The organism is Cytobacillus sp. C11.1 (assembly GCF_058145115.1).
Genome location: NZ_CM176935.1, coordinates 638,318 through 658,749, shown reverse-complemented (window position 1 = coordinate 658,749; position 20,432 = coordinate 638,318). Strand labels below are relative to the sequence as shown.

The 20,432-nt window shown below is 42.1% G+C and carries 18 protein-coding genes and 1 pseudogene; 17 read left to right on the top strand and 2 right to left on the bottom strand.

Translation table 11 applies throughout. The features are described 5' to 3' along the window. The first annotated feature begins 13 nt into the window (after positions 1 to 13). From AC3ZVC_RS03335 to AC3ZVC_RS03295, 9 genes and pseudogenes are all read left to right on the top strand, one after another. A complete protein-coding gene (locus tag AC3ZVC_RS03335) occupies positions 14 to 598 on the top strand; it encodes a cob(I)yrinic acid a,c-diamide adenosyltransferase (RefSeq protein ID WP_490066251.1) in 585 nt (194 codons plus the stop codon). Further along, positions 599 to 1,090, top strand: coding sequence for an ECF transporter S component (locus tag AC3ZVC_RS03330; protein WP_490066248.1), 492 nt, complete (start codon positions 599 to 601; stop codon positions 1,088 to 1,090). It begins immediately after the preceding gene. Then, a complete protein-coding gene (locus AC3ZVC_RS03325) occupies positions 1,087 to 1,803 on the top strand; it encodes an ATP-binding protein (protein WP_490066246.1) in 717 nt (238 codons plus the stop codon). The genes AC3ZVC_RS03330 and AC3ZVC_RS03325 overlap by 4 nt, the downstream gene beginning before the upstream one ends. A 309-nt stretch (positions 1,804 to 2,112) precedes the next feature. Further along, positions 2,113 to 2,496: a VOC family protein gene (locus AC3ZVC_RS03320; RefSeq protein ID WP_490066243.1), complete on the top strand. Its 384-nt coding sequence runs from the start codon at positions 2,113 to 2,115 to the stop codon at positions 2,494 to 2,496. A 29-nt stretch (positions 2,497 to 2,525) separates the two neighbouring features. After that, positions 2,526 to 3,299 carry a nickel pincer cofactor biosynthesis protein LarB gene (gene larB / locus AC3ZVC_RS03315; RefSeq protein ID WP_490068809.1) on the top strand — a complete coding sequence of 258 codons (774 nt, stop codon included), beginning with the start codon at positions 2,526 to 2,528 and terminating at the stop codon, positions 3,297 to 3,299. Then, positions 3,277 to 4,707, top strand: a pseudogene (gene larC, locus AC3ZVC_RS03310) (nickel pincer cofactor biosynthesis protein LarC). The gene larB and the pseudogene larC overlap by 23 nt, the downstream one beginning before the upstream one ends. A gap of 53 nt (positions 4,708 to 4,760) precedes the next feature. Beyond that, a complete protein-coding gene (locus tag AC3ZVC_RS03305) occupies positions 4,761 to 5,411 on the top strand; it encodes an urease accessory protein UreH (RefSeq protein WP_490066239.1) in 651 nt (216 codons plus the stop codon). 301 nt (positions 5,412 to 5,712) lie between these two features. Further along, a complete protein-coding gene (locus tag AC3ZVC_RS03300; RefSeq protein WP_490066236.1) occupies positions 5,713 to 7,179 on the top strand; it encodes a SulP family inorganic anion transporter in 1,467 nt (488 codons plus the stop codon). Positions 7,180 to 7,258: 79 nt separating this feature from the next. After that, positions 7,259 to 7,678 (top strand): universal stress protein, encoded by a 420-nt coding sequence (locus AC3ZVC_RS03295; RefSeq protein ID WP_490066234.1) that lies wholly within the window; start codon positions 7,259 to 7,261, stop codon positions 7,676 to 7,678. Between the two features lie 462 nt (positions 7,679 to 8,140). On the opposite strand, the gene AC3ZVC_RS03290 is transcribed toward AC3ZVC_RS03295, so the two are convergent. Then, the gene (locus AC3ZVC_RS03290; RefSeq protein ID WP_490066233.1) at positions 8,141 to 9,331 is read right to left on the bottom strand and encodes a dicarboxylate/amino acid:cation symporter; all 1,191 of its coding nucleotides are present in this window, start codon (positions 9,329 to 9,331) and stop codon (positions 8,141 to 8,143) included. 510 nt (positions 9,332 to 9,841) lie between these two features. On the opposite strand from AC3ZVC_RS03290, the gene AC3ZVC_RS03285 reads away from it, so the two are divergent. The 7 genes from AC3ZVC_RS03285 (at position 9,842) to AC3ZVC_RS03255 (ending at position 18,784) form a co-directional block, all read left to right on the top strand. Further along, positions 9,842 to 10,918 carry a D-alanine--D-alanine ligase gene (locus AC3ZVC_RS03285; RefSeq protein ID WP_490066232.1) on the top strand — a complete coding sequence of 359 codons (1,077 nt, stop codon included), beginning with the start codon at positions 9,842 to 9,844 and terminating at the stop codon, positions 10,916 to 10,918. A 136-nt stretch (positions 10,919 to 11,054) separates the two neighbouring features. Beyond that, positions 11,055 to 12,428: a UDP-N-acetylmuramoyl-tripeptide--D-alanyl-D-alanine ligase gene (locus tag AC3ZVC_RS03280; RefSeq protein WP_490066231.1), complete on the top strand. Its 1,374-nt coding sequence runs from the start codon at positions 11,055 to 11,057 to the stop codon at positions 12,426 to 12,428. A 455-nt stretch (positions 12,429 to 12,883) separates the two neighbouring features. Continuing rightward, entirely contained in the window at positions 12,884 to 13,579 is a 696-nt protein-coding gene (locus tag AC3ZVC_RS03275) for an alpha/beta hydrolase (RefSeq protein ID WP_490066229.1), read from the top strand. A gap of 550 nt (positions 13,580 to 14,129) precedes the next feature. Continuing rightward, positions 14,130 to 15,605 carry a degradosome RNA helicase CshA gene (cshA, locus tag AC3ZVC_RS03270; RefSeq protein ID WP_490066228.1) on the top strand — a complete coding sequence of 492 codons (1,476 nt, stop codon included), beginning with the start codon at positions 14,130 to 14,132 and terminating at the stop codon, positions 15,603 to 15,605. Between the two features lie 169 nt (positions 15,606 to 15,774). Then, on the top strand, positions 15,775 to 16,737 hold the full coding sequence (gene uvsE, locus AC3ZVC_RS03265; protein ID WP_490066227.1) for a UV DNA damage repair endonuclease UvsE: 963 nt from the start codon (positions 15,775 to 15,777) through the stop codon (positions 16,735 to 16,737). 96 nt (positions 16,738 to 16,833) lie between these two features. Further along, a complete protein-coding gene (locus tag AC3ZVC_RS03260) occupies positions 16,834 to 17,313 on the top strand; it encodes a PH domain-containing protein (RefSeq protein ID WP_490066226.1) in 480 nt (159 codons plus the stop codon). Then, positions 17,306 to 18,784, top strand: coding sequence for a PH domain-containing protein (locus tag AC3ZVC_RS03255; RefSeq protein ID WP_490068808.1), 1,479 nt, complete (start codon positions 17,306 to 17,308; stop codon positions 18,782 to 18,784). The genes AC3ZVC_RS03260 and AC3ZVC_RS03255 overlap by 8 nt, the downstream gene beginning before the upstream one ends. 217 nt (positions 18,785 to 19,001) lie before the next feature. Here the strand turns inward: AC3ZVC_RS03255 and AC3ZVC_RS03250 are convergent, their stop codons facing one another. Then, positions 19,002 to 19,727: a rhomboid family intramembrane serine protease gene (locus AC3ZVC_RS03250; protein ID WP_490066225.1), complete on the bottom strand. Its 726-nt coding sequence runs from the start codon at positions 19,725 to 19,727 to the stop codon at positions 19,002 to 19,004. A gap of 200 nt (positions 19,728 to 19,927) precedes the next feature. On the opposite strand from AC3ZVC_RS03250, the gene acpS reads away from it, so the two are divergent. Further along, positions 19,928 to 20,281 (top strand): holo-ACP synthase, encoded by a 354-nt coding sequence (gene acpS / locus AC3ZVC_RS03245; RefSeq protein ID WP_490066224.1) that lies wholly within the window; start codon positions 19,928 to 19,930, stop codon positions 20,279 to 20,281. The last annotated feature ends 151 nt before the right edge of the window (positions 20,282 to 20,432 follow it).

Sequence of the window (20,432 nt, the reverse complement as noted above, 5' to 3'; positions counted from 1 at the left end):
TGGGGAATGGTTTATGAAGCTTTACACAAGAACAGGCGATGAGGGGAAAACGAGCATTATCGGAGGCAGAGTGGAGAAGGATGATGTAAGGGTTGAGGCATATGGAACAGTTGATGAAGTGAATTGCTTTGTCGGTCAGGCCATGACACAGCTTGATGGCAGCGTTTTTCAGGATGTATTGGATGACCTGGAGAAAATTCAGCATGAGCTTTTTGATTGTGGAGGAGATTTGGCAAATGTTTCAAAGAATCGGGAGTTGAAGCTAACCAAGGAATCAGTTGATTATCTGGAAGCTAAAATCGATGGGTTTATTGAGGAAGCACCTAAGCTGGAACGATTTATTTTGCCAGGTGGAACTCCTGCTTCTGCATCAATCCATATAGCAAGGACAGTGACGAGAAGAGCGGAGAGATTGGTTGTTTCATTAAGAAAAGCAGATCCGGAGACTTCTGCCGTTGCCTTAAAATACTTGAACCGATTATCCGATTATTTCTTCGCTCTTGCCAGAGTCATCAATTTCCGGATGAATGAAAAAGATGTTGAGTATGTGCGCAGCGCGAAAGTTTTCCGGGAAGGTAAGCGCAAGGAGGACAAATAAATGAAAAGCATGAAAATGGCCATGGCTGGAATGCTGGTTGCTTTGACAGCTGTCGGAGCAGCAATTAAAATACCTGCAATCATCGGAAGTGTGGCCCTGGATGCGTTTCCTGCCCTGCTTGCAGCTGTTCTGCTTGGTGGAACCGGCGGAGCTATTGTTGCCTCGATTGGCCATCTGATTTCGGCAATGGTTAGCGGTTTGCCGCTTGGGCCGCTTCATTTCCTCATTGCCGGTGAAATGGCTCTTTTATCCTTTGTATTTGGCTTCCTATACCGGAGGGGCAAGCGCTGGCAGGCTGGGGTACTATTTGTGTTTGGAAATGCTTTTGCTGCCCCGATGCCTTTTATATTTTTGATGGGCAAGGCTTTTTACATGGCCATTGTGCCTTCCCTTTTTATTGGCTCTATTCTAAATATGGTTTTTGCTTATATATTAATACCAAAGCTATCAAGGCTGATTGAGCCCCTTACAAAAGCGGAGGCAGAGCAATGAGGGATGTTTTAATTTTTCCTGTTAATTCAGAGGAAGCAATAGTCATCGCCAGCGATAACAGCGGCGGAATCGGGGAAAAAGAGAAGGATTCTGTTAAAGTGCCATATGAAACAGTTGCATACTATTCTTTTCGGGTAGCTGTTATGGAATGTATATCGGCTGGTGCGGAGCCTTTTGCTGCAGCTTTGCATAATTTCTGCGGAGAGGATGCCTGGGATGCGCTTGTAAGAGGCATTAAACGTGGTGCTGAGGAATTGGATATCGGGGATCTCGAGATTAACGGCAGCACAGAAAGTAACTTCACCCTGCTGCAGTCTGCTGTTGGACTATCAGTTCTTGGGAAGATGAAGGGCAATGGCCATTCAGAGCGTTTCCTTTATACAAACCAAACTGAGATTGCTGTCATTGGTACCCCTTTAGTCGGAGAAGAGGTAGTGGAAAGAGGGTCAGAAGCAGCCCCCTTGAAGCTACTCCAGGAAATTAACTCCCTCGCGGATGTTGAGACTCTTCCTGTTGGCTCAAAGGGCATTATTGAAGAGCTAAATGGTCTATTTTTTAATAAAAAGTTTACGAATAGTGATTTTAATACAGACTTGGATCTCCATAAATCTTCCGGTCCATCTACATGCTTTATCGCCGTTTATCCCCAGGGAAAAACAAAAGAGATAAGGCGTCTGGCAGGAAGTTATTTTCATATTCTATCAAAGGTTTAAAGAATGGCTCACAGACTAAAAAGAGGCCCGCATAAAGGCGAGTCTCTTTTCACTGCCGGCGAGCTTTCAATTCTTCCCACTCTTCCCTCAGTACACCCCGTAAAGTTAAAATACTGGAGACTCGCTTTTTAGAAAATCCTTGTCTTACTGTCTCCCTCCAAGCCTTGCTCTGCCTCACCTCTATTTAGTGTCTTTTAATAAGCTCTTATCATTATATTGGTATTTTTTTTGTTTCATTTTTGGAAAGGAGAATTCACCTGCTCTATTGAATTTATTATATAGCACAAATTTTAAAAGAAGGTGAACTGATTGAGGCTGAAAATGGGCTATGTCATTCTATATACGGAAAACCTGGACAAAACGAAACATTTTTATGGAGAATTGCTAGGCCTGGAGTTAAGGAATGAGTTTGGAACATACATTGAATATGATACTGGCAGTACGATTCTTTCTTTTAATACCAGAGAAGGCGGGCGTGAGGTTACGGGGCTTCCGATTCCGGATGGAGTGAGAAAGGAGCAGACCTTCGAGCTTGGTTTCGTAACGGAAGAGGTTGAAGCTGTTGTAGAAAAGTTAAAGGGAGCAGGAGTTACTGTTCTGCTTGAGCCGATTGAAAAGCCTTGGGGGCAGAAGGTGGCTTATGTGGAAGATCCGGATGGCCATTATATCGAGATCTGTTCACCTATTAGATAAATAAGATTTTAAAAAAGGGGTTGTTTATCATTCTGGAAAATATTTTACAACAAGTTCAAAAGGGCACTCTTAGTGTTTCAGACGCAAAGGAGCAGCTAGCAACCTTTGAAAATCTGGGTTTTGCCAAAGTGGATCATCACCGGAAAAAGCGCCAGGGCTTCCCGGAAGTTGTTTTTGGGGAAGGAAAGTCAGCTGAACAAATCATTTCCATCATTCAATCTTTAAGAGCAAGAAATAATCAGGTACTAGTTACCAGGATTTCTAAGGAAAAGGCGGAAGATGTATTACGCGAGTGCCCTGAATTTGTATATCGTGAAATCGCACAAATTCTCTATTGGAAAGATGAAAATAATATTGGCTTAAGATCAGGTTATATTGCAGTCGTTGCAGCAGGGACTTCAGATTTAAGGGTGGCTGAAGAGGCGGCTCTTACTGCAGAAGTGCTGGGAAGTGAAGTCCGCCGATTTTATGATGTAGGGGTTGCGGGAATCCACCGGCTATTAAATCATGCGGAAGAAATCCAGAATGCAACTGTTTCTGTAGTTGTGGCAGGAATGGAAGGAGCTCTTCCGAGTGTAGTTGGCGGACTGGTTTCCCATCCTGTTATAGCCGTTCCAACAAGCATTGGCTACGGTGCGAATTTCAATGGGCTATCTGCATTGCTCACGATGTTGAACTCATGTGCGTCAGGAATTAGCGTAGTAAACATAGACAATGGATTTGGCGGCGGATACAACGCGGTTCTAATCCATCGTTTAGCACAAAAAGGGGCCGGGATTAATGAAGAAAATACTTTACTTTGATTGTTTCTCAGGAATGAGCGGAGATATGGTTATTGGGGCTTTAATCGATGCGGGGGCAGATCCAAGTGTTCTAGTTGAAGAATTAAAGAAGCTGGATATCGAAGATGAATATGAGCTGAAATGGAAAAATGTTGTAAAAAATGGTATTTCAAGCACCAAGTTCGATGTGTTGTTATTGAATGAAGGTCAGAGTCATGGACACGCGCATGAACACAGCCATAGCCATGATCATCATGGGCATGATCATACTCATGACCACGAACATAATCACAACCACAGTCATGATCATGAACACGATCATGAACACAGCCATAGCCATGATCACCATCACGAGCATGATCACGGCCACAGTCATGATCATACCCATAGCCACAATCATGGCGATCATCATCACCGTTCCTATTCGGATATTGCAAAGATGATAAAAGAAGCAGGGTTCAATCATCATATAGAGGATATGGCGCTAAAAATCTTCCGGAAAATTGGGGAAGCGGAGGGGCTTATCCATGGACTTCCATTGGATGAAGTCCATTTCCATGAAGTGGGTGCGGTAGATTCAATTATTGATATTATCGGTGCTGCTATTTTAATAGACCAGTTAGATATCTCTGCAATTAAGTCTTCGCCGGTTCCGGTGGGAAAGGGAAGAATTCATATTGATCATGGGATATATCCTGTGCCTGCACCTGCCACGCTTGAAATATTAAAAGGCGTTCCAATTGAACAATCGGATGTTAGAGCGGAACTTACCACGCCAACAGGTGCCGCTATTATTTCTGTACTGGCAGAAGAGTTTTGTTCGATACCTTCTATGAAGGTTCAATCCATTGGCTATGGTGCTGGAACTAAAACTTTTAAAGACCATCCCAACGTCCTCCGTGTCATTATTGGGGAGTAGACGTTCCATTCAAGAATAAAAGGAGTGTGTGAAATGGCTTCTCAACTTCCGCCTGACCATGAGCATATGGATGACCAGATGTTTAAAATGGAAGTCAATCTTGATGATATACCTGGGGAGTGGCTGGGCCATGTCATGGATCGGCTGTTTGAAGCCGGAGCAAACGATGTGTTCTACACTCCAATCTATATGAAGAAAAATAGGCCAGGAGTATTATTGCAGCTGCTTTGTTCGCAGGCAAAGGTGAATCAAATGAAAGACATCTTATTTGCAGAAACAACCACTCTTGGCATCCGCTATTATCCTCTAACAGTTCACCGTTTGGAACGTCACTTTAAAAAGGTGAACATAGAATGGGGAACAGTAACAGTAAAAGAGGGAATCTATAAGGGGAAAGTTGTCCAAAGAGCCCCTGAATATGAGGAATGCAAAAAGATTGCCGCCCTTCATAACATCCCTTTGAAAAAGGTTTATGAACACGTATGGAGAGACTATGATGAAAATATATAAATAAGATTAGATGAATGGCAGCGTGAAATTAGGCAGCGGGGGGAAACGTTAACATGTTTATGAGTTTGGTTTCAGTATTATTTCTAGGATTTATATTAGGCATTAAGCATTCCATCGAACCGGATCATATTATTGCTGTTTCCACGATGGTCGGAAAGAGCAAGAAGTTATTGCGGTCAACGCTAACAGGGGTGTTTTGGGGAATCGGACACACGCTTACTCTCTTCATCGTGGGAATGGCTTTAATTCTCATGAAAGGAGAGCTGACAGATAAGTGGGCAATGTCCCTTGAATTTCTTGTCGGCATTATGCTGGTTTACTTAGGCATTAAGAGTTTACTATTTATGAAAAAACAAGATACTGATAGGAATACAGAATCCCGGGAAAAATCATCGTTAATAAAAGTGACCATTATTGGGTTCGTCCATGGCCTTGCTGGAAGTGCAGCCATGGTGTTATTGACCATGTCCACCGTGTCCACAGTTTGGGAAGGTGCGTTATACATAGGGATATTCGGATTGGGTACTATCTTTGGCATGTTAACTTTTACAACGATCCTTGGTATTCCATTTGTTTATTGCAAAGGCAATGTTAAGGTAAACCGGTTTTTGACACAAGCTGCCGGATCAGTAAGTTTTCTGTTTGGAATCTATTATATGTATAACCTCGGGATAACTGAGGGGTTATTTGGATTATGGATTTAATAGGCCTTTATCCAGCGCCATTTGATTAAAAGGGTCCTGATCATAGGGTCCTTTTTTATGTTTGTGTAAAAATAATGTCTCCAATAGAGAAAATGAGATTTTAATAGGTATAGAGAGAATTCGTGTGTTATAAACGCTTTCATTCTAACTTGTATTTCCTGACAAATGTGATATGATTCTATTGTTTTTGTCGGCTCGACTTTGATGAGAGTTCAAAGTCATTACAATAAAAAAATAATATCGTCTAGCAGGAGCGCCGAAAAACAGGCGCTCTGCTGCTTTTCAGAGAAGGGGTGTTTGTTTGAAAGTTAATTCATTAAAAGAACAATGGTTTGGCAATGTTAAAGGGGACATACTTGCCGGAATTGTGGTAGCATTGGCTCTTATACCTGAAGCCATTGCCTTCTCCATTATTGCTGGTGTGGATCCAATGATTGGGTTGTATGCTTCCTTCTGTATTGCCGTAACGATTGCAATAGTTGGCGGAAGGCCAGGGATGATCTCTGCTGCAACTGGTGCTATGGCTTTGCTGATGGTTACATTAGTAGCTGATCATGGATTGCAGTATTTATTTGCTGCGACCATTTTAACAGGGGTTCTGCAGATTTTATTTGGTGTGCTTAAATTAGCCCGCTTTATGAAATTTATTCCGCGTGCCGTTATGATTGGATTTGTGAACGCGCTGGCGATTTTGATTTTCATGGCCCAGCTGGAGCAATTTGTAGATGCTACATGGGTTATGTATGCGATGGTTGCCGGAGCATTGGCGATTATTTATATTTTCCCAAGGCTTACGAAAGCAGTACCTTCACCGTTAGTAGCAATTATTGTGATTACAGTCATTGCCATTATGACAAAGAGTGATGTTCGAACAGTTGGAGATATGGGAGCCTTAACTTCTGCATTGCCGGCATTTTTTATTCCGGATGTTCCATTTAATATTGAGACATTAAAAATTATTTTCCCTTATTCACTTGCTCTTGCAATTGTTGGTCTTTTAGAGTCACTTTTGACTGCTTCAATCGTTGACGATATGACTGATACAGCAAGTGATAAAAATATGGAAAGCCGCGGACAGGGTATTGCGAACATCGTAGCTGGTTTATTCGGCGGAATGGCTGGGTGTGCAATGATCGGACAGTCCGTCATTAATGTAAAATCAGGGGGAAGGGGCAGGCTGTCTGCTCTTGTAGCCGGTACATTCCTTATGTTCTTGATTTTAGTATTAGGCAATATTGTCGTTCAAATACCGATGGCTGCACTGGTTGGTGTCATGATTATGGTTTCAATCGGAACCTTTGACTGGTCTTCAATTAAGGGGCTTGCCAAGACTCCGGTTACTGATAGCATTGTTATGGTAACAACTACTGTGACAACAGTTTTTACTCACGATTTATCAAAAGGGGTTTTCGCAGGTATTATCTTAAGTGCGATTTTCTTTGTTGCTAAAATTTCTAAAGTGCATGTTACATCACGAATTGAAGGAGCAAAGAAAATTTATGCCGTTACAGGCCAGGTTTTCTTTGCTTCTGTAGATGAACTCGTAGCAGCCTTTGACTTTAATGAAGAACTAAAAGAAGTTGAAATCGACTTTTCTCAGGCGCATGTCTGGGATGATTCAGGTGTCGCTGCAATAGATAAGATTGTGTTAAAGCTAAGAGATAATGGTGTGTTAGTCCGCTTATCGGGATTGAACGCGCCAAGCTCCAATTTAATTGAGCGTATAGCGGTCCACCGCAAACCTGGTGCAAAATTATCCGGGCATTAAAAATAAAATAAAAATTACTGCCACAGTCTTCTGGACTGTGGTATTTTTTTGATAAGGATAAAAATATAGGGGTGAAGACGTGTTTAAAAAGATACTGATAGCTGCAGATGGATCCGATCATTCCATTCGTTCAGCCAAAAAAGCCATTTATTTGGCCGAACAAAATCCCGATGCTGAAATCACCATTGTATACGCAATTGATGGACAGAAGTCAAAAGAGGATATACTTCATCATTTCGACAAGTCGGTTGTGGACGAAGTAAGAAAACGCCGTTTGGAGCCTATTGAAAATATATTAAAAGAAAAAAATCTTTCTTATGAAATAAAATTCTTACAGGGAGAGCCTGGCCCGGCTATTGTGGAATACGCCAACCAACGAGATTTTGATATTGTGGTAGTAGGCAGCCGTGGATTAAATACACTGCAGGAAATGGTGCTTGGAAGTGTAAGCCATAAAATTGCCAAACGGGTTAAAGCGCCGGTTATGATTGTAAAGTAAATAGAAAGCTGCCAGATAAGAGCCTGAAATTGGTTTTTATCTGGCAGTTTTTTATTGGGGCCGGAAGGTTTTGTTTTCACCCTCGAAGTGATGTAAAGCTGATGCAGCGCAGAGTGACCGATATAGCAAAAAAATGACCGATAAAAATGAAAAGTGACCGATAATAATAAAATCTGACCGATAAACATAGGGAAGTGACCGTTATATTCGCAAAGAGCCGAAATCTGAATCCTAATCAAGATTTTGGATTCTATAAAAACAAAATAAGGTACTAAAAGAACAAAAATAGCAAAATAATATAGAAGTGTTCATCAAAGGGGTAATGAAGGATAATAATTAGTAAAAGAGAATTTCAAAGGGTAATGATGGACCGAACTCAGCTAATAAGTCCATCCTACATATATTTGAAGCCCACCTCCTGATCAAGCTCAAAAAAGGTGCCCCAATCGGGACACCTTTTAATTAGCTGGCTTTTACAGCCTGTGGCTGCAATTTTTTATCTTTTCCGTTTGCTTTATCAGACAGTAATGTCAGCGCTCCGTCACCTGTAACGTTGCAGGCTGTTCCAAAGCTGTCTTGGGCAAGGTAAAGTGCGATCATAAGAGCAATCATCGTTTCATTGAAGCCGAGCATGCTTTCAAGCAATCCAAGTGCCGCCATAACGGCTCCGCCTGGAACACCTGGTGCAGCAATCATGGTTACGCCAAGCATTAAGATAAACGGCAGGATTTCTGCGAAAGAAGCAGTTTGTCCTTGGAGCATCATAACAGCAATTGCACAGCTTACAAGAGTAATGGTACTTCCGGACAGATGAATCGTTGCCAGTAAAGGAACAGAGAAATCAGCCACTTTTTCACGTGCGCCAAGCTTTTTAACCTGCTTTAGCGTGACGGGAATTGTTGATGCGGATGATTGTGTTCCAAGTGCTGTGAAGTAAGCGGGCATCATATTTTTAATCAGCTTAATCGGATTTGATTTTGTAACCGTTCCTGCAGCCGTATATTGAACCAGTAAAAAGATAATATGAAGAGCAATAATCATTACAAATACTTTTGCAAATACTGACATGATGGCGCCGACTTGACCGCCCTGTGTCATATTGGCAAAAATCCCGAATATATGAACAGGAAGCAATGGAATAATGACTTTTTCAATCAGTTTTTCAATAACATCACGAAAATCGTTCATGGCATTCTGCAGCGTGTTTCCTTTAATCGCCGCTAAGCCAAGCCCTAAAGTGAACGAAATAAGAAGTGCTGTCATAACACCCATTACAGGAGGCATATCCACCTGGAAAAATGGAGAAAGCAGTGCCTCTTCCGGATTCTCAAATTCCTTGAAGCTTTGATTTTTTAATAGAATCGGATATAGGACAGTGGCAGTGAAGAATGCCAGTAGTCCTGCCGCAACTGTGGAAGCATATGCAAAACCGGTTGTAATGCCCAACAGTTTGCCTGCTCCCTTGCCCATGCTGCCGATCCCTGGTGCGATGAACCCGATAATGATTAACGGAATGGCAAAGCCAAGAAAGTTTCCGAATAGGCCATTAAAAGTAGCGAATAGTTTAATTAACCATTCAGGAGAAAAAGAACCTAGTATAATACCTAAAGCGATAGCTAAAATAATTCTGGGAAGCAATCCGAACTTTTTCATTTTTGTCCTCCTTAAAAATACACTTGTTTTCCATAGGGGGATTATAACTTGTTTTAGATAAAAAGTTAAGAGTGAAAAGCTTTATTATAAAAATAAAATAATTATATAAATTCTGACTATTAATCTACTTAAAAAGGGATTACGGTATAAAACGCTATAATATAAGAAATAAAGCGTTATCTTAAAATAACATTGTGATTTTTGGGTTTTAAATTATGGCAGAAAAGGAAGTAATAATAAGGTATTTTCTTCAGGTATAAGGATAAGAAAAGTTTCCTTTTTTAAATCTTTTTCATACATATAGGAATATGGGCGTATGAGCAGAAAAAAATTCCTTAATATTTGAACATGTAATCACTCCCTTTCTTAATTTAGAAAGTGTTACAATAAAGTGAAGCTTCACCAGCACGTGTTTGCGCTGGCGGGCAGACAAGAGATGATACTTACACTGGAAATACCACTTGGCGCTACTTGCCTGGTAATCCATGATTGAATAATGGAGGTTCTTTTATGAAAACGAAGGTTGGCCTATTGTACGGCGGAAAATCCGCAGAACATAAAGTATCCATGCAGACAGCAATGGCTGTAATCAAAGCGCTGGACTTAGACAAATTTGAAATTCATCCAATTTATATATCCGAAGAAGGACAATGGGTTAAGGGCCCGCAATTGCAGGGCCCTGTTTCCAGTGTGAAGGAACTGGAATTTTCCCAAGGAGAGGCGCTTCCGCCAACAGCATTGGCACCGACACTTTTTCAGGATTCTCAGCAGAAAGGTCCTTTCGATGTAATTTTTCCGCTGCTTCACGGACCTAACGGTGAAGATGGCACGGTTCAAGGTTTATTGGAGCTGCTTAACCTTCCGTATGTAGGCAATGGAGTATTGGCTTCATCTGCTGGTATGGATAAGGTAATTATGAAAAATATTTTTGCACAGGCAGGACTTCCGCAGGTGAAATATGTCTGGTTTATCCGCAGTGAATGGGAAAATGAATCCGCAGCTGCCTATGAGAAAGTAGAAAAGGAACTGGGGTACCCGTGTTTTGTTAAACCGGCCAACCTAGGTTCAAGTGTGGGCATCAGCAAGTGTATGAATCGTACAGAGCTTGAGGAAGCGTTTAAAGAGGCTTTCCAATTCGACCGTAAAATTATCATTGAAGAAGGCGTTACAGCAAGGGAAATTGAAGCGGGTGTACTTGGCAATGACTACCCGGAATGCTCTGTTGCCGGAGAAATTGTACCAAAAGTGGAGTTTTATGATTATAAAGCCAAATATGAAGATGGAGATACAGCATTGATCATACCAGCTGAAATCTCTGAAAAGGAGTACAGCGAGCTGAAGGATATGGCGATTGCAGCGTTTAAAGCCCTCGATTGCTCCGGTCTTGTCAGAGCTGATTTCTTCTTGACAAGAGAGGGGAAGCTATACATTAACGAAGTGAACACAATGCCTGGATTTACACCTTTCAGCATGTTCCCGCTTCTTTGGAAGCATACTGGTGTTGAGTACCCTCAGCTAATTGAAAAGCTTGTAAATCTGGCAATTGAACGGCACACTGAAAAACAAAATATTAAACACACAATGTAAAGCCATTTGGCTGCATTAACGTTATCATTAAGGAAACACGGCATCTTTGCCGTGTTCCTTTTGTTCGTACATAACTGATAGGGTTTCAGCTGCCATTCGTGCAAAAATGAAAAACTGTCAAAATAGGAGGAGCCGTATGATTAAGAAAACACTTCAAGAGATTGGACAAATGATTAAGATTGAGAATGATTTTTCATCTTTTTATGATACCGCCATTAAAGGGGTAAGTATTGATTCAAGAAAAATCGAGCAAGGCAATCTGTTTGTCCCTTTCAAAGGGGAAAACTCCGACGGCCATCGTTTTGTAGAAGACGCCCTTCGAAAAGGGGCAGCCGCAGCGTTCTGGCAAAAGGATGTCCCGAATCCTCCGCTTCATTTGCCAATCCTGCTGGTAGAAGATACATTGACAGCTCTCCAGGAATTGGCGAGAAGCTACCGCGGTGAACTAAAGGTAAAAGCAGTAGGTATTACGGGGAGCAATGGGAAAACAACGACCAAGGATATGACAGCCAATTTGCTTTCTGTAAAATACAAGGTGCAGAAGACAGAAGGAAACTACAATAATCATATTGGCCTGCCTTTAACAATCCTCGCTTTAGAAGAGGATACAGAAATTGCTGTATTGGAAATGGGCATGAGCGGACGGGGGGAAATTGATTTCCTTACAAGGCTTGCCCGTCCGGAAGCAGTAATTATTACGAATATAGGCGAGTCACATCTTCAGGACTTAGGATCCAGAGAGGGAATTACGGAGGCTAAACTTGAGATCGTTAATGGTCTTCAGGATAACGGCGTGGTTATTTATTATGGTGACGAACCGCTTCTTAATGAAAAATTAAATTCTTATACGGGTTCAGCAGCTTTAAGGACCTTTGGCAGAACCGAAACAAATGATGTCTATCCGCTTAGTATTGAACAGAATGACAGCGGCAGTACTTTTATGATTAATGGCACAAATGAAGAGTTTTATCTGCCGGTATTAGGTACACACAATGTCCTGAATGCGCTGGCGGCCATGAGTGCAGCTTCACATTTTGGTGTGCCATATGAAAAAATGAATGAGGGCTTCTCCGGCTTGAAGCTGACAAATATGCGAATGGAAATTTTAGAAGGGAAGAACGGCGAAAAGATTATCAATGATGCCTATAACGCAAGCCCGACTTCCATGAATGCTGCAATTGAGCTTATTGCTAATCTGCCTGGCTATAAAAAGAAAATTCTGGTTCTCGGCGATATGCTGGAGCTTGGGCCTCAGGAGGAAGATTTCCATTTTGCCATTGGGAAAGCAGTAGATTCGGAAAAAGTTGATTACGTTTTTACATTCGGCAAGCTCGGTGAGTTTATTGCCAAGGGGGCAGAACAATCACTCACAGCCGATAGGGTGATTGCTTTTACAGATAAACAGCCATTGATTGAAGAATTGAAGAAGCATGTCGATAAAGAAACAATCGTACTGGTTAAAGCATCAAGGGGCATGAAGCTGGAAGAAGTCGTCTCAGCCCTTCAATAACTTTTACCAGGAGATCTATGACATGATTGCTGAATAGCCAAAAAATTGAAAATTGCTGCCCAATAAAGATAAAAAGCATAATGCAGCAGATTTAACAGAAATTATACAGGTACTAGAACAGCAATGAATGCCTTTTCTTTTTCAATACTCTGGCACCCCCTTAAAATATCGACTGGGTTGCTAGTACAAAGCGTAAGCAAACTAAGCAAAACGAATGAATGAAATGATTGTGAAGCTATCAGAAGGCTTTAAAACCCCTTAGCACATGTAAATTGGTTAAAACTGTTATTATAGGTAACTTACCCCTGTTCCACGTGGAACAGGGGTTAAATTATTTTTCTATAGTTCTTCTGCTCTAAATTAAGCTCTTGCAATAGGTTTGATTAGTATGCGAAAAAGGAAAAAGTGTAAAATAGAAAATGACTCCATTTTTTTAAAAAAGGCGGTGATCACGGATGATTGGCTGCATGTGTATACACGGTTTTACAGGAGCCCCTTATGAAGTGGAGCCCCTCGTTGATTATTTAAAGGAACATACAGACTGGGAGATTTCAGTGCCAACATTGCCGGGTCACGGGGATGAATTGAAGCTTAAGGGCATCGCATATCACAAATGGATTGAGCATGCGGAAGAAGACCTAAAAAGGCTTATTAACCGGTGTGAGAAGGTGTATGTGGTCGGTTTTTCAATGGGCGGCCTGATTGCCAGTTATTTAACCGTGCATTATCCTGTGGATAAATTAGTTCTTCTCAGTGCGGCTGCCTATTACGTAAATCCTAAGCAGCTTTTTTCCGATATTAAGGATATGGTAAAGGATGCTTTCCGGGGCAACTTGGCTGGTAATGAAATGTTTGTCAGGTACAAGCAAAAAATCAGTGCTACACCAATAACAGCCACACTTCAGTTTCGCCGTCTGGTGGCTTCTATTAGGCCGATTCTGAACCAGGTTACCGTACCGACTCTAATCGCACAAGGGGAAAGCGATGGTGTCGTTCCTCCCAGAAGCGCACGATACTTATACAATAATATTGGTTCTTCTGCTAAAAAACTGATTTTTTTAAAAGACTCGAAGCATTTAATCTGTCATTGTGAAGAAAGAGATCAGCTGTTTCACGAAATCCTCGTTTTTCTAAAAGAAAAGCCGGCATGATAGGGTTTTCAGCCAGTCGTCAAGTTTGCATTGCTTACTTGAAAATGGTAATATTAACACCAAAGTGCCAACAGGAACTTCTTTTGGAAACCCGGACATACTCCAACAGGAGAATGTCTTTTTTCATTAAATACGGAAGTATGTTTGTACAGGGAATTGGCCAAAGCAATAAAATTCCCTCTATTGACGTACTTTCTGTTAGGCCGTATTTTATTGAGTGCTATCCATCTTAAAATATGGTTAGCCATTCATTTCAAGAGACCTACTTGTCCATAAATCAATTAGGGTTTGAACTTACCCTCATCCTATCCTCAAGCGGGTTTCATATTGAGTGAGACTCTTCTTAGCGAAATTACACCGCACTTTTTATAAAAATAAGAAGGTATAGCTTTCTGAAGCTGGATACTTTCTGTTCAGGCACTTATCAGGGATGCCTAAACTTTTCTTATAATCGTCCGGAAGAGTGCCTCATAGGCCAATTTTCAGGAGAACTCCTGCCTGCAATGTGCAGGAACAAAATTTTTCTATGATTAGAAGGAGAATGAATACATTGACAAAGTTTCAAGACTTGGGCATCAGCCCAGCGACAATGAAAGCACTAAAACGAATGGGTTTTGAAGAAGCGACTCCAATCCAGGCCCAAACGATTCCATTGAGCTTAGAAAATAAAGACTTAATCGGCCAGGCGCAAACAGGTACTGGAAAAACGGCCGCGTTTGGAATTCCGATGATTGATAAAATTGACAACACGAAGGATTTTATCCAGGGAATCGTGATCGCTCCAACTCGCGAGCTTGCTATTCAAGTATCTGAAGAGCTATATAAAATTGGTTATGGCAAAAGAACAAAAGTCCTTTCAATCTATGGAGGACAGGATATTAACCGCCAAATTCGCGCTTTAAAGAACAAGCCGCATATTATTGTTGGAACGCCAGGACGGATACTGGACCACATCAACCGCAAAACGATGCGCCTTGATAATGTCCATACGGCTATTCTCGATGAAGCGGATGAAATGCTGAACATGGGATTCATTGATGACATTGAAGCAATCCTTGCGCAAATTCCTGAAGAGCGCCAGACGCTTCTCTTCTCAGCTACTATGCCTGCCCCTATCCGCCGAATGGCAGAGCGTTTCATGAAGGACCCTCAAGTTGTACGTGTACAGGCCAAGGAAATGACTGTTTCATCTATTGAGCAATATTATATTGAAGTACATGAAAAAAGTAAGTTCGATGTGCTAACAAGGCTTTTGGATATCCAATCACCTGAATTGGCCATTGTTTTCGGACGCACAAAGCGCCGCGTTGATGAACTTGCAGAGGCATTGAACCTGCGCGGATACATGGCTGAAGGAATCCACGGAGACCTAAGCCAGGCAAAGCGCATTTCTGTTTTGCGCAAATTTAAAGAAGGCAGCATTGATGTACTTGTAGCGACAGATGTTGCTGCTCGAGGACTGGATATTTCCGGCGTTACACATGTATACAATTTCGATATCCCGCAAGACCCTGAAAGCTATGTTCACCGCATAGGACGTACAGGCCGTGCCGGCAAAACAGGTGTTGCGATGACATTTATCAACCCGCGTGAAAAGTCTTATCTGCATGTTGTTGAAAAAACAACGAAGAGAAAAATGGAACGCATGGATGCTCCAACACTGGATGAAGCACTTGAAGGCCAGCAAAAAGCGGTTATGGACAAAATCCTGCAAACAATCGAGGAAAATAACCTTGATAGCTATAAAGAAGCTGCGGATGAATTGCTTGCCGAAAAAGAAGCTTCGACAGTTGTTCAGGCCGTGCTGAAAATGCTGACAAAAGAACCGGATACAACTCCAGTTAAGCTAACGGAAGAAAAGCCGCTTCCAGCCAAGCGTGACCGAAAGCCAAACGACAGAAGCCGCGGCGGCTACGGAGGAAGAGGCAGACAAGGAGGCCAAAAAGGATCCTACAAATCCCGCCAAGGCCACACTGGAAAACGCCATAATAACAATAACCGATCAAACAGCAATAGCTATCGGTAATAAGTGGGGAGAGCAGAGTTTCTGCTCTCTTTTTTTGTTTGTGGGATTTTTCCGGCAAAATTCTTTAAAGTTGCCTTTGCCCCTGATAAGACTGCCTCAGCCATTTATAGTAATTTCTCCGCCACAGCCGTATATACTAAGGAAAACGCAGGTATAGGAGGAACTAACCATGACGATAGTGCGCCTCGGATATGTCGCAATGAGCATGAATTTAAAAAATGCTTCACCCTCGCAAACGATGACGTTCAAACAATTTTCTGCTATCAAGGATCGGGAGGCGGCCATTGGCAGGCTTGAGCGGATTGCGGTTTCTAACCTGGAGAACTGCCTACGCTTGCTGAAGCATAATGCGGCACATGATATTCATTTTTTTCGGTTCAGCTCCCGGTTAATTCCACTTGCAAATCATGAGGAATTGTCTGCTTGGAAGTATATGCGTCCTCTTAAGGAGGCTTTATCCAATATCGGGGACTTTTTAGAGGAAAATCCAATGAGGGTGGACTTTCATCCAGACCATTTTGTACTGCTTAATACACCAAAAGTGGAAACGCTGAATACGTCCATTAAAACGTTAGCTATGCATCGGGCGCTGTTAAAAGGAATGCGGGTTGACCCGTCTCATCGCTGTGTTCTTCATGTGGGCGGCGGTTATGACGATAAAGAAAAGGCTTTGGAGCAGTTTATACATAATTGGGGGTTCACGCCAGCCGGCATTCAGCGGATGGTTATCCTCGAGAACGATGATACGACCTTTACGCTTGATGACACCTTGTATCTTTGTGAAAAACTTGGAATTCCACTTGTTTTTGATTACCATCATCATCTGGCGAACTTTCAGAATGACAATTGGATCGATCAGTGGGAGAGAGTTGCTGGTACATGGGAACATTCTGATCTTCCTGTGAAAATGCATATTTCCAGCCCGAAATCAGAAAAGGACTTCAGGGCCCATGCAGATAATGTCGACTCAGAAATGTTCATGGAATTCCTGCAAAATATAAAAGGCTCAGTTCCAGAAATCCATTGTATGATTGAAGCGAAGATGAAGGACAGTGCCCTATTCCAGCTGGCTAAAGACCTAAGGACGAAACCGAACCTTAAATTTATTGACCAGTCGAGCTTTGAAATTTAAGCGTAAGCCCCCACTTTTTTCATAAAAGGAAGACACTTCTTTTTCGTGTCATGTATACTAATAAGAGTGATATTTTGGAATTCCAGGGGGTACTACATGATTACAGAGCCGCATAAAAGGATTCCGGCACGGGGACTGCTTGCATGGCGAATCTCCGGCACGATCCACTCTGTATTTCCTTTGCTTTTATCAGGGGGAATCATTGCTTTAGCCAGCTTATTCGATTGGCCTATCTGGGTGATAGGGGCTGCCCTGATGTTTTTTTCTGCCTATGCCTATTTTGTGATTACGATTATTCCAACTTTGAGGTGGAAGAGATGGAGATATGAGGTTCGGGAAAAAGAAATTGAACTTAAACATGGAATTTTTGTTATTAAAAGAACGCTTGTCCCGATGATTCGGGTCCAGCATGTTGACACAAGACAAGGGCCGATTTTGCGGAAGTATCGGTTGGCAACTGTCATAATATCCACTGCTGCTACAGTCCATGAGATTCCTGCGTTGGATGTGGAGGAAGCGGAGGAGCTGCGCTTTTTCATTTCTCAATTGGCAAGGGTTGCAGACGATGATGTCTAATCCGAGACGCCTACATCCAATATCTGCAGTATTGAATTTCCTGAAGCAGCTGAAGGAATTAATTGTTCCGTTTTTAATCTTTGTCGTTTTTGGAAGCAGGGGTGGAAACGGCGAAGTGTTTCAGCTGGTTATTACAGCTGGAGTTGTTATAGCTGTGTTTATCTTCGGAGTCCTTTCCTGGCTAAGATATACCTATAGGCTTGAGGAGGGGGAGCTCCGAATTGAGTATGGTATTTTAGTCAGAAAGAAAAGGTATATCCCTCTTGAAAGAATTCAAAGTTTGGACTTATCTGAAGGGCTGCTGCAAAGGCCATTCGGGCTTGTGAAAATGAAGGTGGAAACCGCTGGTTCTAGCGGTGCAGGAGATGCGGAAGCAGTACTGACCGCTATTTCCAGGAAAGATGCTGACTTTATTCAACAGGCATTTTCAACGGCCAAAAAGAAACCTTCAGAAATCAGCAATGAATTTGAATCACCTGCAGCAAAGCGGAAAATCATTTATAAAATCTCACCGGGAAAGCTGCTCCTTCTTGCTTCAACGTCAGGTGGAGTGGGGGTTGTCATTTCCGCAGTTTTTGCTTTTATTTTTCAATTTGAAGAAATCATTCCTTATGATAAAGTGTTTGCGGGATTGGAAGGGTTTATTGCTAACGGCGTGATTTTTGTGAGCATTCTTATCTTTATCGGCTTCGGCTTTGCATGGATTATTGCCCTTGTAGGAACGATGCTAAAGTATGCCGATTTCACACTGAAAAAAACAGACAAGGAATTAATCATAACCAGAGGTTTACTGGAGAAAAGGCAAATTACCATTCCGCTGCACCGCATCCAGGCTATTCAGATCAGTGAGAATCTTATAAGGCAGCCGTTTGGATTGGCCACTGTTTATATAGAAAGCGCTGGCGGTTCGCTCGAAGATAGTGAAAGCGCCCGTGTCATGGTTTTGCCAATTGTAAAAAGAAGCAGGATAGCAGGATTGTTAAAATCAGATTTGCCTGATTACGAACTCCAGCCAGACTTTTTCAAAGCTCCAAAGAGAGCGCTCAATAGATATATTTGGAGGGGGCTTCTGGGAATTCTGCCCTTTATTATTGCTCCAATTATTTTTTTCAGGCCATTGGGATACTTCTCTCTGCTGCTGTTGATCATCTCCTTTGTCTGGTCGTATCTCAAGTACAAAGATGCGGGTTGGGATATTAGTTCACATCAGCTTGCGCTCAGATATCGCGGCATAGTCAGGACGACTGTTTTTATGAGGAAAAATCGCATTCAGTCGCTATCGATGAGAGAAAGCTATTTTCAAAAAAGGCGGAATCTGGCTACCATTGAAGCAGTAGCCATGTCTGGGACTGGCGGAACTGGCGGAACGGTGCTTGATCTTGATCGAGAAGACGTAAGTGCGATATATAAATGGTACTCTTATACAGGCTTGAACGGAAATAATGCATTACCAAAAGAAAAGCGCCAATGAGCGCCTTTCTTTTTTATTTGGCTGTTTTCGCCAACTTTGTTGCTTATTAAACAAGTATTGAGAAGTGGTTAATTTCCACTTCGGGAGGCTCGCTACCCTCCCCGCGGGTTCGCTGAGTGCCCCGTGCTGAAATCAACGGGCAGAATTCATAAATAAAAACAACAATCTATGAGAAAAGGGCCTTTATAAACAAGAAATCTTTTAGAAAAGAGCCTTTTTATTTTGCCAGAAACCCCAATACAGCCAACAGCAAAATTACACTCCATAATAGGAGCCTGGAAGCTGGTATTCCTTTTAGGGAAGGGCGCAATCCGGATATTTTCCCTGGAAGTGTTATCCCGGCTGTCCTAGACTGACGTCCTTTTGAAAGGAAAGCTGCGCCGATCAGGAACCCGGCGATAAGCCCGAAAATATGGGCTGTTACATTTATATTTGGCTGCAAAAAGGTCATGATCACACCAATCACGGTGATGGTCAGAATGATTTGCGAGTTCTCCCTTGATAAAAGGTCTTTGCGGAAGATAATGATGGCAGCAAAGAAGCCGAATAAACCAAATATAGCTCCGCTCGCTCCAACATGTATATATGTCCTTGGTTCCAGAATGAGTGTGGCGATGTTGGCCGCCACCCCGGCTGTAACATATAGAATGATGAATTTTATTTTCCCGAGGATCCGTTCCAGGGCAGGGCCAAATAGAACAAGAGAAAAGCTATTGAATAGAACATGGGGAAATCCGCTATGCAAAATCATCGGGGTGAACAGCCGCCAGTATTCACCCTGGCGGATATATAGATTGACTCCCGCGAGTTTTTCAAATATCAGCACATTGGGAAAGATGGGAATGACTGTTAATAAATAGAGTAAGATATGGATAAAAATGATAGCGGAAACAACAGGGTAAAAACGAATAAATTCTTTTAAGCTTTCCGTTCTCGTAAACATTGGCAACCTCCGTTATTGTTGGTTAATAGGTTTCTTCTATCTCCATCATAGCCTGAAAGGGCTGTTTTCATCATGCGATAACCCTTGTTCATATAAATAAAGCACTTTAGGCCAGCACCCAGGTCTTCGTGTGTGTACATACCCAAGCTTCTACTGTATTCTTTATGCAGCAGATATTCTAAATAGAAGGAAGATGAGTGATGATTTCAGGTATTGGAATAGATATTGCCGAGCTTGACCGCATTCGAAAAATAATAGCCAGGCAGGAGCGGTTTCCTGAGAGGATTCTGACTTCGTGGGAGTTGGCTGTGTATAACGAATTGCCAGAAAAAAGGCGTGTAGAGTATCTTGCTGGGAGATTTGCTGCGAAAGAGGCCTTCTCTAAAGCAGCCGGAACCGGAATTGGCGAAAAACTTTCCTTTCAGGATATTGAAATTGAAAAGGATGAACTAGGAAAGCCTTTTATATCGAAACCTTTTAAAAAAGGAGTCCACCTGTCAATTTCCCATAGCAGAGAATATGCCGTTGCGCAGGTGGTCATCGAAGAAGCTTAGTAACTGGCTGTTTTAAAGCTCATCATAATATTGGTACCCTGGTGATTGGAGCAGGAGGCACGAAACTCTATCGGGAGAAGCGTGTTAAAGCATACCCATGCGACAAGGGGCCTGGTATAGCCCGCGGTTAGGTGTTTCTTGAGTGAATTCA

Excerpts from the sequence above, each read along its gene's own strand:
- AC3ZVC_RS03335 (WP_490066251.1), top strand. The coding sequence starts at position 14 with ATGAAGCTTTACACAAGAACAGGCGATGAGGGGAAAACGAGCATTATC.
- AC3ZVC_RS03330 (WP_490066248.1), top strand. The coding sequence starts at position 599 with ATGAAAAGCATGAAAATGGCCATGGCTGGAATGCTGGTTGCTTTGACA.
- AC3ZVC_RS03325 (WP_490066246.1), top strand. The coding sequence starts at position 1,087 with ATGAGGGATGTTTTAATTTTTCCTGTTAATTCAGAGGAAGCAATAGTC.
- AC3ZVC_RS03305 (WP_490066239.1), top strand. The coding sequence starts at position 4,761 with ATGTTTATGAGTTTGGTTTCAGTATTATTTCTAGGATTTATATTAGGC.
- AC3ZVC_RS03290 (WP_490066233.1), bottom strand. The coding sequence starts at position 9,331 with ATGAAAAAGTTCGGATTGCTTCCCAGAATTATTTTAGCTATCGCTTTA.
- AC3ZVC_RS03285 (WP_490066232.1), top strand. The coding sequence starts at position 9,842 with ATGAAAACGAAGGTTGGCCTATTGTACGGCGGAAAATCCGCAGAACAT.
- AC3ZVC_RS03280 (WP_490066231.1), top strand. The coding sequence starts at position 11,055 with ATGATTAAGAAAACACTTCAAGAGATTGGACAAATGATTAAGATTGAG.
- AC3ZVC_RS03275 (WP_490066229.1), top strand. The coding sequence starts at position 12,884 with ATGATTGGCTGCATGTGTATACACGGTTTTACAGGAGCCCCTTATGAA.
- uvsE (WP_490066227.1), top strand. The coding sequence starts at position 15,775 with ATGACGATAGTGCGCCTCGGATATGTCGCAATGAGCATGAATTTAAAA.
- AC3ZVC_RS03260 (WP_490066226.1), top strand. The coding sequence starts at position 16,834 with ATGATTACAGAGCCGCATAAAAGGATTCCGGCACGGGGACTGCTTGCA.
- AC3ZVC_RS03255 (WP_490068808.1), top strand. The coding sequence starts at position 17,306 with ATGTCTAATCCGAGACGCCTACATCCAATATCTGCAGTATTGAATTTC.
- AC3ZVC_RS03250 (WP_490066225.1), bottom strand. The coding sequence starts at position 19,727 with ATGTTTACGAGAACGGAAAGCTTAAAAGAATTTATTCGTTTTTACCCT.
- acpS (WP_490066224.1), top strand. The coding sequence starts at position 19,928 with ATGATTTCAGGTATTGGAATAGATATTGCCGAGCTTGACCGCATTCGA.